The 13,985-nt window shown below is 71.0% G+C and carries 15 protein-coding genes; 3 read left to right on the top strand and 12 right to left on the bottom strand.

The features are described 5' to 3' along the window. Positions 1 to 105: 105 nt before the first annotated feature. The 6 genes from ACIP6U_RS01465 to mftA are packed head-to-tail and all read right to left on the bottom strand — an operon-like array spanning position 106 to position 4,551. Positions 106 to 1,002: a mycofactocin-coupled SDR family oxidoreductase gene (locus ACIP6U_RS01465; RefSeq protein ID WP_401711252.1), complete on the bottom strand. Its 897-nt coding sequence runs from the start codon at positions 1,000 to 1,002 to the stop codon at positions 106 to 108. Beyond that, positions 950 to 1,627 (bottom strand): mycofactocin biosynthesis peptidyl-dipeptidase MftE, encoded by a 678-nt coding sequence (gene mftE, locus ACIP6U_RS01470; RefSeq protein ID WP_401711254.1) that lies wholly within the window; start codon positions 1,625 to 1,627, stop codon positions 950 to 952. Before mftE ends, ACIP6U_RS01465 begins: the two co-directional genes overlap by 53 nt. Further along, positions 1,624 to 2,808, bottom strand: a complete 1,185-nt coding sequence (mftD, locus tag ACIP6U_RS01475; RefSeq protein ID WP_401711257.1) for a pre-mycofactocin synthase MftD — start codon at positions 2,806 to 2,808, stop codon at positions 1,624 to 1,626. The genes mftE and mftD overlap by 4 nt, the downstream gene beginning before the upstream one ends. A 35-nt stretch (positions 2,809 to 2,843) precedes the next feature. After that, positions 2,844 to 4,100 carry a mycofactocin radical SAM maturase gene (gene mftC / locus ACIP6U_RS01480; protein WP_401711260.1) on the bottom strand — a complete coding sequence of 419 codons (1,257 nt, stop codon included), beginning with the start codon at positions 4,098 to 4,100 and terminating at the stop codon, positions 2,844 to 2,846. Then, entirely contained in the window at positions 4,097 to 4,432 is a 336-nt protein-coding gene (gene mftB / locus ACIP6U_RS01485) for a mycofactocin biosynthesis chaperone MftB (protein ID WP_401711263.1), read from the bottom strand. The genes mftC and mftB overlap by 4 nt, the downstream gene beginning before the upstream one ends. After that, positions 4,417 to 4,551 (bottom strand): mycofactocin precursor MftA, encoded by a 135-nt coding sequence (gene mftA, locus ACIP6U_RS01490; RefSeq protein ID WP_401711266.1) that lies wholly within the window; start codon positions 4,549 to 4,551, stop codon positions 4,417 to 4,419. Before mftA ends, mftB begins: the two co-directional genes overlap by 16 nt. Before the next feature lie 82 nt (positions 4,552 to 4,633). On the opposite strand from mftA, the gene mftR reads away from it, so the two are divergent. Beyond that, complete coding sequence (gene mftR, locus ACIP6U_RS01495) at positions 4,634 to 5,263, top strand: mycofactocin system transcriptional regulator (RefSeq protein WP_401711269.1); 630 nt, start codon at positions 4,634 to 4,636, stop codon at positions 5,261 to 5,263. A gap of 29 nt (positions 5,264 to 5,292) precedes the next feature. Here the strand turns inward: mftR and ACIP6U_RS01500 are convergent, their stop codons facing one another. Genes ACIP6U_RS01500 through ACIP6U_RS01510 form a run of 3 tightly spaced genes read right to left on the bottom strand, consistent with a single transcriptional unit; the run spans position 5,293 to position 7,355 of the window. Next, positions 5,293 to 5,841 carry a hypothetical protein gene (locus tag ACIP6U_RS01500; protein ID WP_401711271.1) on the bottom strand — a complete coding sequence of 183 codons (549 nt, stop codon included), beginning with the start codon at positions 5,839 to 5,841 and terminating at the stop codon, positions 5,293 to 5,295. Positions 5,842 to 5,857: 16 nt separating this feature from the next. Further along, complete coding sequence (locus ACIP6U_RS01505) at positions 5,858 to 6,439, bottom strand: PadR family transcriptional regulator (RefSeq protein ID WP_401711274.1); 582 nt, start codon at positions 6,437 to 6,439, stop codon at positions 5,858 to 5,860. A 40-nt stretch (positions 6,440 to 6,479) separates the two neighbouring features. Then, positions 6,480 to 7,355: an SGNH/GDSL hydrolase family protein gene (locus tag ACIP6U_RS01510; protein WP_401711277.1), complete on the bottom strand. Its 876-nt coding sequence runs from the start codon at positions 7,353 to 7,355 to the stop codon at positions 6,480 to 6,482. Between the two features lie 163 nt (positions 7,356 to 7,518). Here ACIP6U_RS01510 and ACIP6U_RS01515 point away from each other — a divergent pair, with 163 nt between their 5' ends. After that, positions 7,519 to 9,690 carry a hypothetical protein gene (locus ACIP6U_RS01515; protein ID WP_401711279.1) on the top strand — a complete coding sequence of 724 codons (2,172 nt, stop codon included), beginning with the start codon at positions 7,519 to 7,521 and terminating at the stop codon, positions 9,688 to 9,690. Between the two features lie 183 nt (positions 9,691 to 9,873). Here the strand turns inward: ACIP6U_RS01515 and ACIP6U_RS01520 are convergent, their stop codons facing one another. The 3 genes from ACIP6U_RS01520 to ACIP6U_RS01530 all read right to left on the bottom strand — a co-directional run bounded on the left by ACIP6U_RS01520 (position 9,874) and on the right by ACIP6U_RS01530 (position 13,021). Continuing rightward, positions 9,874 to 10,746: a fructosamine kinase family protein gene (locus tag ACIP6U_RS01520; protein WP_401711281.1), complete on the bottom strand. Its 873-nt coding sequence runs from the start codon at positions 10,744 to 10,746 to the stop codon at positions 9,874 to 9,876. Beyond that, complete coding sequence (locus ACIP6U_RS01525; RefSeq protein WP_401711284.1) at positions 10,730 to 11,293, bottom strand: NUDIX domain-containing protein; 564 nt, start codon at positions 11,291 to 11,293, stop codon at positions 10,730 to 10,732. Before ACIP6U_RS01525 ends, ACIP6U_RS01520 begins: the two co-directional genes overlap by 17 nt. Positions 11,294 to 11,365: 72 nt before the next feature. Continuing rightward, positions 11,366 to 13,021, bottom strand: coding sequence for an MFS transporter (locus ACIP6U_RS01530; RefSeq protein WP_401711287.1), 1,656 nt, complete (start codon positions 13,019 to 13,021; stop codon positions 11,366 to 11,368). 177 nt (positions 13,022 to 13,198) lie between these two features. Between ACIP6U_RS01530 and ACIP6U_RS01535 the strand changes: the two genes are divergently transcribed. Then, positions 13,199 to 13,942 (top strand): DUF2993 domain-containing protein, encoded by a 744-nt coding sequence (locus ACIP6U_RS01535; protein ID WP_401711290.1) that lies wholly within the window; start codon positions 13,199 to 13,201, stop codon positions 13,940 to 13,942. The last annotated feature ends 43 nt before the right edge of the window (positions 13,943 to 13,985 follow it).

The raw sequence follows: 13,985 nt of genomic DNA on the forward strand, positions 1-13,985 counted from the left end.
CGAACGGCAGGCCCGCTCCTCCTCCCCCGCTCCCCCAGGACGAACCAGCACTCCCCCAGGACGAACTCGCCCCGCCACTCCGCCCAGGCGAGCCCACCCCGGCACTCATCCCCGGAAACCGCCTTCCGCGCTCATCACCGCTCCGTTGGCGACACCGCCGCCCGGCGAGCAGCAGTACGCGACCAGTCCGGCGACCTCCTCCGGCTCGATGAGGCGTCCCTGGAGCTGGGACTCGGCGAAGGCCTCGACGTCGTCGAGCCCGTAGAACCCGGTCGCCGCCGCCAACATGGCGGTGCGGGTCGAGCCCGGCGACACGGCGACGGCGGTCACGCCGGTGTTGACGAGGTCGGCGGCGAGGCCGCGCACGAGGCCGACGACGGCGTGCTTGGCGGCGCCGTAGCCGCCGAGGTGGAACAGGCCGCGGGTGCCGGCGGCCGACGCGATGGCGACGAAACGGCAGCCGCTCGGGGCGGGTTGGGCGAGGAAGTGCGGTATGCAGGCCGCCGCCGTGTTCCACACGCCCATGACGTCGACGTCCCACAGGGTCCGCAGGTCGGCTTCGGGTGTCTCCCAGAGGGGCTGTCCGCCCCGGATGACGGCGGCCGCGGTGACGGCGGCGTCGAGGCGGCCGAAGTGTGCGACGGCCTTGGCGGCTGCCGCGTCGACGGCGTGCCGGTCGCGGACGTCGGCGACTTCGGTGAGTACCTGGTCGGGGTGTTCGGCGCCGAGTTTCTCCAGGTCCTCGCGGGTCGCGAGGGCGTACGGCAGGTCGTCGCCGGTGCCCTCGCAGCTGTCCAGCGCGAGCACGCCGTACCCCTCGGCGCACAGGGCGCGTACCGTGGCCGCGCCGATTCCGCGGGCGGCGCCGGTGACGAGGGCGACCCTCCTCTCTTCGGTCACGTCGGAGCGCCCCTTCTCCTCGATCACGTCGGTGAGCCCTTCTCGTCGGTCATGGAAGTGCTTCTTCTGCTCGGTCCAGGAGTTCGGCGAAGAGCCGCGCACCCTCGGCGGCCGTGGCGGTCGTCGGATCGCCGAGCACGCCGGAGGGGGATACCGCGCGGACGCCGGAGGCGCGGAGTGCGGGCATCAACTCCTTTAGCGGAGCCGTGTTCCCGGCCTCGGCCCGCTTCAAGTCGACCAGTTCAGGGGCGAGATGGAGCATCAGGGAGGTCTCGGTGTGGCCGGCATGCGCGTCGCCGCGCTCGGGGAAGCACGGAATCCAGGCCGCCTCCCGCCCCTCCTCCGCGAGGCGGGCGACCACCGACGTCAGGCAACCGACGTTCCCGCCGTGGGCGTTGACGATCACGACGCGCCCCGACCAGAGCGTGAGCGAGCGGACCAGCTCCACGAGCAGGAAGCCCAGCGCTTCGTTGCCGATGGACATCGTGCCGGGGAAGTCCTGGTGCTCGCCGCTGGCCGCGTAGACGACCGGCGGTGCCACCAACCACCGCTCCCCCGGCCGCCGTTCCTCCCGTCTCCGCGCCACCGCGCGTGCGACGGCGTCGGCGATCCGGGTGTCGGTGTCCAACGGCAGGTGGGGACCGTGCTGTTCGATGGAGCCGAGCGGCACCAGCACCGGCGGCCGGTCCGGCAGGTCCGTCCAGCTGAGGTGTGCCAGGTCGGTCATCGGTGCTCCGTGGCACCCGCGGTGCGGGTGAAGCCCGGGGGCAACAGCACGTCGTCCGGGCCGAGTTCGTGGATCGAGGAGCGGCCGAGTCCGCGCAGGGTCGAGTCGATGCCGCCGGCCATGATGTCGAGCACGTTCTCGACTCCGGCCTGTCCGGCCGCGGCGAGGCCCCACAGGTAGGCGCGGCCGATCAGGACCGCGCGGGCGCCCAGTGCCAGTGCCTTCACGACATCACTGCCGCGCCGGACGCCACCGTCGAGCAGTACCTCGACCTCGTGGCCGACGGCTTGGGCCACGCCGGGCAGCAGGCGGATGGGCGCGGGGGTGGTGTCGAGGTTGTTGCCGCCGTGGTTGGAGACCGAGAGGGCGATGACGCCGATGTCGACGGCCCGGCGGGCGTCGTCGATCCGCGAGATGCCCTTGAGCAGGAAGGGACCCTGCCATTCGTCCCGCATCCATCGGATGTCGTCCCAGGTGGGCGGCGGGGTGCCCATCCACTGCCCGTACGCGCCGAAGAAGGCGGGGGAAGTACCGTTCTCGTCCGTCAGGTTGGGGGTGGTGAGGTCGGGGAGGCTGCCGGAGCGGGCGTAGTCGAGGAGCCAGCCTGGGCGTGACAGGCCCTGCGGGGCCAGTTTCGTGAGCGCCTTGAGGTCCAGGCGCTCCGGGATCCAGGGACTGCCCCAGTCGCGGCCGTGCGAGAAGGACCAGTCGAGGGTGACGATCAGACCGGCCGCGCCGGCGGTGCGGGCCCGGTCCATGGTGCGGATCATCGAGTCCTTCGAACCCATCCAGTACATCTGGAAGAAGGTGCGCGGGTTGGCGGCGACGACCTCCTCGACCGGTTTGCTCGCGAAGGAGCTGAGCCCCATCGCCGTGCCGCGCGCGGCTGCGGCCCGGGCGACCGCCAACTCGCCGTCCGGATGCACGGCTTGGACTCCGGTGGGCGAGATGATCACGGGCAGCGCGATCTCCTGGCCCATGACCGTCGTCGCGGTGTCGCGTTCGGTGGCGAGGCCGGCCACGTGCGGCGCGAGGCCCAACTCCTGGAAGGCGGCGGTGTTGTCCCGGTAGGAGACTCCGGCCTCGGAACCGGCGAGCAGCGCGCCGTACACGGATTTGGGAAGCCGTCTCTTCGCCCGCCGCTGGGCGTGCGCGACGGTCTCGAACCAGCGGTTGCGCATGGGTGGCTGCCTCTCGCTATCGCTCGCGCGAAGGATTACGGGAGTTCGACGGACTGGCCTTCGGCGGGCCGGAACCCAGCCAAGGGGTGTTCGGCGCACGGGGAGACGGGAGGAGTACGGGAGTCGTCGGGGCGCTTCCCGATCGTCACGAAGACCGCCTCTGGCTTCGCCTTGGGCTTACGGCGGTGAGAGTGGTCCTGGCCCTGCGCGGGAACCGTACGTGCCGGATCCGCCAACCCCGTTTCGCCGTACCCCCGCACGCACTCCGGGTCCGGGCCGTCCAGCGGCAGCCCGGTGAAGAACTTCGCCGCCATGCAGCCGCCCCGGCAGGAGTCGAAGGCCGAGCAACTTGTGCACGCGCCGTCGGTCTGCGGGTGCCGCAGGTCGACGAAGAGCGAGGACTCGCGCCATACGCGGGTGAAGCCGCCCTCGGCCCGTACATTCCCGGCCTTGAAGGTGTCGTGGATGGCGAACGGGCAGGCGTAGACGTCCCCCACCGGGTCGATCAGACACACCACGCGCCCGGCTCCGCAGAGGTTCAGCCCGGGCAGCGCAGCCTCGCCATAGCCCGCCAGATGGAAGAAGGAGTCCCCGGTGAGGACATCCTCGCCGTGCTCCAACAGCCAGTCGTAGAGCTCCCGTTGCTGTCGCGCGGTCGGATGGAGTTCGTCCCAGACGTCGGCGCCCCGGCCGGAGGGGCGCAGTCGGGTCAGGCGGAGCTGGGCACCGTACTCGTCGGCTAGGCGCTTGAAGGCGTCGAGTTGGCCGATGTTGTGCCGGGTCGCCACCACCGAGATCTTGAAGCCGCGGAAGCCGGCCGCCTTGAGGTGGCCCATGGCGCGCAGGGCGGTGTCGTACGAACCGGGGCCGCGTACGGCGTCGTTGACGTCGGCGGTGGCGCCGTCGAGGGAGAGCTGGACGTCGATGTAGTCGGAGGCGGCGAGTCGGCGGGCCGTGTCCGGGGTGATGCGGACGCCGTTGGTGGAGAACTTCACGCCGACCTTGTGGGCGGTGGCGTAGTCGACGAGTTCCCAGAAGTCGGGGCGGACGGTGGGCTCGCCGCCGCCGATGTTGACGTAGAAGACCTGCATGCGTTCGAGCTCGTCGATGACCGACCTGCACTCGTCGGTGGTCAGTTCGCGTGGGTCGCGGCGGCCGGAGCTGGAGAGGCAGTGGACGCAGGACAGGTTGCAGGCGTAGGTCAGTTCCCAGGTGAGGCAGATCGGGGCGTCGAGGCCGTACTGGAAGTGGTCGACCAGACGGGTCGGGCTCGGGGGTGCGGGGGAGGTCAAGACGCCTCTCCTTCGGGGGAGTTCGTGCGCCGCACGATCATGTGGGACGTCGCCAGCGTCCCCAGGGCGGCCCGGTAGCGCGCCAGTTCCTCGTCACGGATGCCGGCGGTGCGGCAGGCCGCCGTGGCGCTCGGTCGGTCGGCCAACAGCCGTACGGCGTCGAGGAGTCGGCGGTCCTTGAGGAACGACAGGCGCCGGGTGCCGAAGTGGTAGAGCAGGGCTCCGAAGGGCTCCGGTCGCACCGCGACCTGCGGGTGCAGGGCCCAGGCTCCGGCCATGTCGAAGGACGGGCGGGTCGACATCGAGAGCGGCCGGTTCAGTACACGCCGCACATGCCGTCGATGGAGACCTCCTCGACCAGGAGCTCCTCCTCCACCAGTGACTCCGGCTCCTCCTCGCGGGGAGCCACGGCTTCACCCGCGCGCTCCGGGCTCTGGATCGCATCAGCCATGAGAAGATCCCTCTCTCGTCTGAATACTTCCGTTCTCTAATTCCGGGACGATAATTGCACCCGGTGCCGAAAGGAAGAGCGCGTGCCGGAATCGTCGAGTTCACCCACCGCCCACCGGGCCACCCGGGTCGGGCGCCGCCCGTCGACGTCCCGCGCCGAGTTGGAGACGCACGCGTTGCGACTGTTCTCCGTACGCGGCTTCGACGCGGTGACGGTCGAGGACATCGCGGGCGCGACGGGGATCGGCCGTCGTACCTTCTTCCGCTACTACCAGTCCAAGAACGACGTCGTCTGGGGCGATTTCGAGGGCGAGTTGCGCCGACTGCGGGCCACTCTCGCCGACTTCCCACCCCAAACCCCGATGATGGACGCACTGCGCGAGGCGATCGTCGACTTCAACCGCCTCGACGCGGCCCAGATCCCCTGGCACCGCCTCCGCATGCGCCTGATCCTCGAAGTACCCGCACTCCAGGCGCACTCCACCCTCCGATACGCCGAATGGCGCGCCGTAGTGGCGGAGTTCGCGGCCACGCGCGTCGCCCAGCCCCCGGACGCCCTCCTCCCCCAGGTCATCGCCTACACCTGCCTGGGCGCGGCCGTCGCCGCCTACGAACAGTGGCTACGCCAGGACGGCTCCGACCTGTCCACCTTCCTCGACGAGGCGTTGCGGGCACTGGGGCCGGGGTTCCAGGAGCATGAGCGACGGGGTTAGTCATGTCCAGAGGATCACGTGGCGTGCGCTCAGCAGCGCGACCAGGCGTCCCGGGGCAGGAATTGGGGGAGGTCGTCCAGGGCTTCCCGGGGGACGAACACCGGCCGCGTCAGGAGCTGGTCGCCCGCGCGCTGCACGTCCAGGACGACGCCCAGTGAGGCCGACCCAGGGACTCCGGCATCCATGTAGGTGAGTTCGGAGTACGGCTCGTGGGCTTCGGCACGGTCCAGCATCCACTGCTCCAGAGCGGAGGGGACGCGACCGACCAAGGCCACACCCTCAACGAAGACCTGCGGACCTCGCAGTGCGTCGACCACCACGCCTAACAGCCGTTCCTCCTGGTAGTAGAGCTTCAGCCCGAACTCCCGGTACTCGCCCTCCTCGACGGCGTCGACGACTTCGTTCGCGCGTCGGCCGAGCAGAAGCCGCTGCGGATCTCCGGTGACGCCGCCCAGTACCTCCGACACCTCACTCGGCGCCATGCCGAACGTCAGCGGCCCCACGCTCACGAACGGATCCAGAGTCCACTGCTGCCGCTCGTCGTCCGCCAGCACATGCCACCACTTGAACATGACCATGGAGGCTACGGCAGCATCATGAGTCGTTCTCCGGAGACCTCGCCGCCGCCCGCTGGTCCAGCTTTCGCAGGACCGTCTCCCCCCACCGGAGGTTGCCCTGTTCCAGGCCGATGCCGCCGAGGAGGGTGAGGTACGGGCCGATGCGGTCGGTCTTGGCCAGGTACTCGTCCTCGTCGCGTCCGTCCAGGAGGCGTTCGCGCAGGCGTTCGTAGCGGGCGAGTTTCGTGGTGGAGCGTTCCATGCGCTGGACGATGCCGGCGCGTACGGCCTCGGTGTCGCCGATGTCGATGCACTGGACCTTGACCATCAGTTCGTCCCTGATGGCCATGGGCTTCGCCGGTGTCTCGGCGACGTAGTCGCGGAGCACGTCGAGGCCGGCCTCGGTGAGGGAGAACAGGCGCTTGTTCGGGCGGCGCTCCTGCTGGACGACCCGTGCGGAGACGAGGCCGTCGCTCTCCATGCGCTCCAGCTCGCGGTAGAGCTGCTGGGGGGTGGCCATCCAGAAGTTGGCGACCGAGGCCTCGAAGCCCTTCGCGAGGTCGTACCCGGACGCCTCGCCCTCCAGAAGAGCGGCCATCACCGCGTTGCGCAGAGCCATTGCCCCAAATTAACACCGCGTTGATCAGTCAAGGGGATGGCTATCGCGCCTCCGTGGATCCGGGCCTCTCCACGGATCCGGACTCATCCATCAGACCGGACCTCTCCATGGACCCGGGCTCCCTCAGGCGTCCCGCGATCAGCGGCCCGGCCGGGAGCAGTTCGGGGCGTTTGGCCACTCGGCCGTCCCCGGAGGACCGGCCGCGGATCCGGCGTGCGAGCCAGGGGCCCAGGAAGGAGCCGACCCAGCGCAGCTCGACGCCGACAGCTCGTAGGCGGGTGGGGGTGTTCGGGTCGGCGGGCAGGGGGTGGGTCCACTGGTCGTCGCTGCCCGGCAGGCCGAGCGCGTCGGCGACCGCCGCGGCGATGCGGGCGTGGCCGAGGGGGCTGGCGTGCAGCCGGTCGGGGCTCCACAGGCGCGGGTCGGTCAGCACCGGGTGCAGGCCGGTCTCGGCGAGCGCCACGCCGTGGCGGTGGGCCGCCGTCCGGATGCGGTCGTTGAGGGCGGTGATCCGGGGTGCGAGCGGGCGGGCCAGCGGGGTGATGCGGGCGATGTCGGGGAAGGTGACCGTCGCGACCCGGGCACCCTGCCCGGTGAGCGCGGCGAACATCGCCTCCAGGTGGCCGGCCACCTCGTCGGCGTCGAAGCCGGGCCGCAGCAGATCGTTGACACCGGCGACGACGGTCGCGAGGTCGGGTTTCATCGCGAGCGCGGGCGCGAGCTGCCGGGCGCGCACCTGCCCGGCGAGGCTCCCGCGCACGGCGAGGTTGGCGTACCGCACCTCGGGGTTGCCCGCGACGAGCAGCTCCGCGAACCGGTCGGCACAGCCGCGCAGGCCCTGTACGTCGTCGCCGTCGCCGAGCCCCTCGGTCTGGCTGTCGCCGAGCGCCACGTACCGCAGATATCCGTCCACCATCGGCACGAGACCCCCTTCCGCCGTCGTCGGAGCGCATCGCGACGACCGGATAGCCAATTCACCACCTATTCGCATTGTTGACTATAGAGGACGCTGCCCGATGGCAGAACACTCGACGGAAAACCACATGCGCCCGTTCGAACACCTCTGCGACCATGCCGGAATGCCCCACCTTCTGGAACCGCTGGTCATCCGGCATGCTCACCGACTCCCGCTGTCCACCGGCCCGGCCGGTCAAGGGGACGTCGCCGCGCGGCAGTTCGACGCCGTCCTGATGTCCGTGGGCTTCAAGCTCTCGGCCGACCTGCTGGCACACCTGTCGGGGCGCTCCGAAGGCACGGTCGTCGACACCGCCGTGCGCACGCTGCGCACGGTCCGCGAGATGGCCGGCGACCACGTCTCGCACAACGCGTACTTCATCGACTTCCCGGCCAACGTGCCCGACACCTTCGACTTCTGGATGCGCTGCATCTCCGATGCGCTGGCGGACGACGCGTCCCGCGACCGTACACTCGCCCAGTTGGAGAGCGGTGTGGTGAACCTGCTCACGCTCCCCTCGTACGGCACCTACCAGCACACCTACGCCGAAATGCTCGGCCACCACGACGAGTTGATCGCCGCGGCCGGCGACCGTCTGACCGTCCTGCACCTGGGCGGCACGGCGGACGACGAGGTCACCGCCCTGTATCTGGCGCTGGCGGGCAGCAGCACTCCGCTGAACGACGACGACCTCGGCGACCTCAAGGTGCTCGCCGCGCGTTGCGTGGACGGCCCGCAGCCCGAGGCGATCCTGGTCCGGGAGAACCGTGCCGTGGTCAACGAGGCCCGGCTGACGGCGGGTTCGGAGCCGCTCCTGGACACCGTCACGGACGTGCTGCGGCTGGCCTGCGCCCTGTCCGGCGGTGACGTGACCCTCCAGGAGTCCACCAGGTTCCGGACGGTGCCGCGGCCGGTCCGGCGCGCGCTGCTCGCCGGGCTGGACTCGGTCGTCTCGGCCGCTCCGGCCAAGCTCGCCGACGTACACGCCCATCGTGAGCAGTGGAAGCGGCTCGGCGAGCGGCTGCACCCGCACGAGTACCCCCAATGGCCGTACGCCGCCCAGGTGTTCGCCGTGGCCCGGGGCGAGCAGGAGGCCCGCTCCTTCGACAGCCGGGTCGAGGAACTGCTCGGCATGCAGGACGTCCTCGGCGCGACCGAGCTGCTCAAGTCCGCGCCGGGCAAGCTGTTCCGCTCCCTGGACCGGCTGCTGCGCACGGCGATCGACGAGGAGGAGCGCGAGGCCGTGGTGGCCGCCGCCGAGCGGGTCGTCACCGACGTGTCCGGCCGGGTCGTGCTGGCGGTGCGCGAGCACCTCCACAACCGGGCCGGGGACACCGGCGAGCGGCGCGTCTTCGTCAACCGGCTCGGCCGTGCCTGGATCGCCGAGGACCAGCGGCCGCCCGTGCTTCCGGCCGAGCGCAAGCGCCTGATCACCGCGCTCGACGCGGAGATCGGCCGCCGACTCCCCGCTCCGGAGCGCCTGTTGGTCGATCCGGACGTCCTCTCCGTGGCGCTCCCGCTGTCCGGGCGGGCGACCGCTGCGGGCCTCGGCGTGCTGCCCCGCGGCTCGGTCACCCCGGTCGCCGGCGAACTGCTGCGGTTCTTCGTCTACTGGAAGGAGGCCGAGCAGCGGACGGACTTCGACCTGTCGGCGGTGATGCTGGACGCCAAGTACCGGACGGTGTCCTGGCTGGCGTACACCTCCCTCACCCAGGTCGAGGGCGAGCACTCGGGTGACATCACCGAAGCGCCCGACGGCGCCTCGGAGTTCATCAACCTGCGGCTCGGCGCCGTGCGCAGCACGTTCATCGTGCCGCAGGTCAACATCTTCGCGGGTGAGGGCTTCGAGGAGGTCGAGGAGTCCTTCTTCGGGTTCATGCTGCGCGAGGGCGAGCAGAAGGGGCAGCCGTTCGAGGCGCGTACGGTACGGATGAAGTCGGAGCTGCGCGGGCCCGGCCGGGTCGCGCTGCCGCTGGCGTTCCGGCGTGCACGGGACGGCAGTTGGACGGCCAAGTGGCTGCACCTGTACCTGAAGGGCATCCAGTCGGGCAACCGGGTCGAGGGCAACCGCGTGACGATCGCGACGCTCCTGCGCGGCATCGTCGAGCGCGAGCACATCGACGTCCGGTACATCGCCGATCTGCTGGCCGCTCGCGGAACGGAGGTGACGGTGTGGGACGGCGGGACGGTCCCGTCGGCGCCCGTCACCTACATCGGCCTGGAGCGCCCCGACGGACTGCACCCGGACTCGGTGATCATCACCCCGGAAAATCTGCGCGACTTGGTCCCGGCCTGACTGTTAGAGTTGCCGCAGGCGAGGCCATGAACGGACTTCCTTCTCAACTCCTTCTGAAACTAGTCCCTTCGCTTTCCTCGCCGCCGACATCACGTCAAGGGGCGCCGCACATCTCACCTGTGCGGCGCCCCTTGGTCGTTGTCACCCGAGCCCTCTCATGAGCCGTTCCCGCGCCCGCCGTTCTCACCCGGCGACAGCCGCCCGCGCCACCGCCAGTGCCTGCTCGGCGTACCCCCGCCCGAACAGCACCGCGTGCACGAGCAGCGGAAAGAGCTGGTGCAGCCCGACCCGCTCCCGCCACCCGTCCGCCAGCGGCGCCACATCGACGTATCCGTCGAGCACCTGGTCGAGGTGCGGGCAGCCGAAGAGGTCGAGCATCGCGAGGTCGGTCTCCCGGTGTCCGCCGTGCGCGGCCGGGTCGATCAGCCACACGTGCGCGTCAACTCCCCACAGCACGTTGCCGTTCCACAGGTCGCCGTGCAGACGCGCGGGTGGCTCGGCCGGTCCCGCGAGTCCGGGCAGGCGCTCGCAGACGTGCTCGACGAGGGCCGCCTCGGCGGAGCGGACGGTGCCCGCGTCCACCGCGTCGCGCAGATACGGCAGCACGCGGTGCTCGGCGTACCAGTGGGGCCAGTCGGTGCCGGGTTCGTTGCGCATGGGGGCGAGTCCGATGTACGCGGCCACGGGACCGCCGGGCGGTGGGGCGCCGAACGCGGGGGCGCCCGAGGCGTGCAGGGCGGCCAGTTGGCGCCCGAACCGCAGCGCCGCCTCGGCGGTGGGACGGCCCTGCGGGACCCGGTCCGTCACCAGCCAGCGCGAGTCGTCCCCGTACACACGCGGGATCCGGACCGTACCGGCGTCGGCCAGCCAGCGCAGCCCCGCGGCCTCGGCCCGCACCTCACCCGGCCCGTCTCCGCGCTTGACGACCACCGACCGCCCGCCGTCCAGGGCGACTTCGGTGAGCGCCCCGGCCATCCGGTGCACGCCGGTCACCGCGAGACCGGTGAGCCGCGCGGCCACGTCCGCGGGCTCCTCGACATCACCCCCCGCGCTCATCCCGCTCACCGCGCCACGCCCTCTCGCCACTCCGCTCACCGTCGCCGATCAGCTTCGCGCACCGTCTCATCCGCGTCCGGTCCTCGCTGAACCAGCCCTGCCACGGCTCGTCCAGGGGCAGCCAGTCGACGGGCTGACCGTCCTCGGGGGTCAGCCTCGTCCCGCGATCCACGACCGCGAGGTACGACACGCCCAGGACGGCAGGCCAGGCCGGCTTGTAGGAGCGGACGGTGGCGGTCGCGGGTGGCGGAAGGAGTGCGGCGCGGACCCCGGTCTCCTCGAAGAGTTCCCGGCGGGCCGCCTCGCGGGGCGTCTCGCCGGGATCCACCTTGCCGCCGGGCGGGACCCAGCCCCGCCACGGGTGCCGTACGAGCAACACGTGGGTCAGGGCCGGGTCGAAGACCCACACCTCGGCGCCCAACGGCCCTTTCAGCGCCGCGTCGGGGCTGAGCAGCCAGTCCAGGGCGTCGTCGTACACGGCCAGGGCCTGCCGGACGTCGGAGAGCGCGGCGTCCAGGGTGCGTCGATCGAGGCGGCGGGGAGTCATCCGGCGGAGGATACGGGCCGCCACTGACAATCGAGTCGGCCCCGTGGCCCGGGCCGCGGGGCCGCGACGGACCTACCGCGCGGAGTCCGTGTGGACCTCGTCCAGTGAGGACACGGGTTCCGTTGAGGACACGGGTTCCGTCGAACCGACGGTCTCCTGCTCCGGCCGGCCCTTTCCGCCGATCCGGAATCCGGGCAGTACCGCGAGGACGATCAGCGTGCCGGCGGCCATGATGATCCCGCCGATCAGACTGGTCTGGGCGACGCCGTGGGCGAAGGACTCGTGGACGGCGTCGACCAGGGCCTGCGCCTGCTGGGGGCCGCCGGCGGAGGGGTTCTTCGCGACCTGTTCGGCGACCGCGAGGCCGCCGCCGACGGAGTCCTTGGCGGTGTCCAGCGCGGCGGCCGGGAGCCGGCCGCCGACCAGGTCGCCCAGCTTGTCCCGGTAGGCCGTGCCCAGCAGCGAGCCGAGGACCGCGATACCGAGGGAGCCGCCCAGTTCCAGCGCGGTGTCGTTGGCGCCGCCGCCGACGCCCAGCTCGTTCTCGGGGAAGGAACCCATGATCGTGTCGGTGGCCGGGGAGACGCTCAGGCCGACCGCGAAGCCCAGCATCATCACGGGAGCCAGGAAGTCGGTGTACGTCGAACCCGCGTCGATCCGCGTCAGCAGGAGGACGGCGGCGGTGCCGATCGCCATGCCGGCCACCACCATCGGCTTCATGCCCAGCTTCGGGGTCAGCCGCCCGGTGAGCGCGGCGCCGACGAACACGGCACCGGCCAGCGGCAGCAGTCGTACGCCGGTCTCCAGCGGGTCGTAGTTCAGGACGAACTGCAGGAACTGCGTGGCGTAGTAGATCGCGCCGAAGGTGCCGAAGAAGAAGAACAGCACCGCGAGCATCGAGCCGCTGAAGGGACGCAGCCGGAACATGCGCACGTTCAGCATGGGGTGCGGGTGGCGCAGCTCCCACAGCACGAAGGCGAGCAGACCGACGCCGGCGACCACGGCCGCGGTGACCGGTCCCGCGCCCCAGCCGAAGTGCGGGCCCTCGATGGTCGCGTAGACCAGGGAGCCCACCGAGACGATCGACAGCAGGCCGCCGACGTAGTCGATCCGGCCCATCTGCGCGGCCTTCGACGGCGGGACCAGGACCAGGGCGCCGACGACGCCGACGAGCGCGATGGGGACGTTGATCAGGAAGGTCGAGCCCCAGGCGTGGTCCCGCAGCAGCCAGCCGGCCACCAGCGGGCCGACCGCGATGGCCAGACCGGAGGTCGCGGTCCAGGCCGTGATGGCGCGGGCCCGCTCCCCCTTCGGGAAGATCGCGACCAGCAGGGACAACGTGGCCGGCATGACCACGGCGGCGCCGACACCCATGATGGCGCGGGCGGTGATTACCAACTCGGTCCGGTCGACCAGGCTGCCCATCACCGAACCGGCGGCGAACACCAGCAGACCCGTGACGAGCGCGCCGCGACGGCTGTACTTGTCGCCGATCGAGCCCAGGACGAGCATCAGCGCCGCATACGGAACGGTGTAGCCGTCGATGACCCACTGAAGGTCGCTGCTGCTCAGACCCAGTTCCTGGCTCATGTCCGGCGCCGCCACGATCAGTGACGTGTTCGCCATGACCACGATCAGCAGGCTCAGACAGAGCACGATCAGGGCCCACCAGCGGCGGGGGTAGGGCGCGGACATCTTCTCCACGGGGGTGACGGTGAGGAAGGGCATTGGGGGGCTCCTAGGGACGAGTTAATTGCCCATCGATGTGCAGGCTAGTTTATTGCTCACCGATGTGCAAATATGGCGACCACCCGCAGGTCACCCGCCTGTCTCGGACACCCCCTGCGGGCTCCCGCCCATGTCGAACGTCCCCCCGCCTCGAACGCTCTCGCCGAAGGAAGGCCCATGCGGACCAACTCCCGACCGTTCCTCATCGCCCTCGCCGCCCTGCTCGCGCTCGTCCTCGTCCCCGTGGCGGTCGACCGGTTCGTGGCGGCGCGCGTCGAGTCCCGTACGGCCAAGGCCTTCCAGGAGGGCATGGGCACGCCTCTGCCGCCCCAGGTCCATGTGCGCGGTGTCCCCGTGCTGACCCAGGTGGCCTCCGGGACCCTGCGGCACGTCGACATCACGGCGCACGACATTCCCGCCGACGGGTCCGAGCGCCCGCTTCCGGTGACCGAACTCGCCCTCGATCTGCACGGGGTGAGCAAGTCGGACGACGACAAGGAGGCGCGGGCACGCAAGGCGGAGGCGACCGCCTACCTCTCCTACGAGGACATCTCGAACGCGCTCGGCATAGAGGTCGGCCAGGCCGCACAGCCCGGCCGGATCACCGCGACGGTCCTGCTGCCCCTGGACTCCAAGGTCAACATCACCACGGCTGTCTCGGCGACCTCCGGCAACCGCATCTCGTTCCACGACTTTCAGGTCACCGGCGGCACGCTCCCCGCCATCGGCCGCACCCTGCTCGACCGGGTCTTCGCGGAGCCGATCCAACTGCGCAACATCCCGGAGGGCCTGAATCTGCGCTCGGTCAGCACGACGGCCACGGGCCTCACGGCCCACTTCTCGGGCGAGTCGGTCACCTTCCGCCCGGACGGGAGTTCGGACGAGGGGTCCACGGAAGAATCCGCGGACCGAGCCGCCTGAGGGCGACCGCCGCGCCGGACATCGGCCGATCCCATCGGCCGAT

It is taken from the genome of Streptomyces sp. NPDC088794 (assembly GCF_044750545.1).
In the GTDB taxonomy this organism is placed as follows: Bacteria; Actinomycetota; Actinomycetes; order Streptomycetales; family Streptomycetaceae; genus Streptomyces.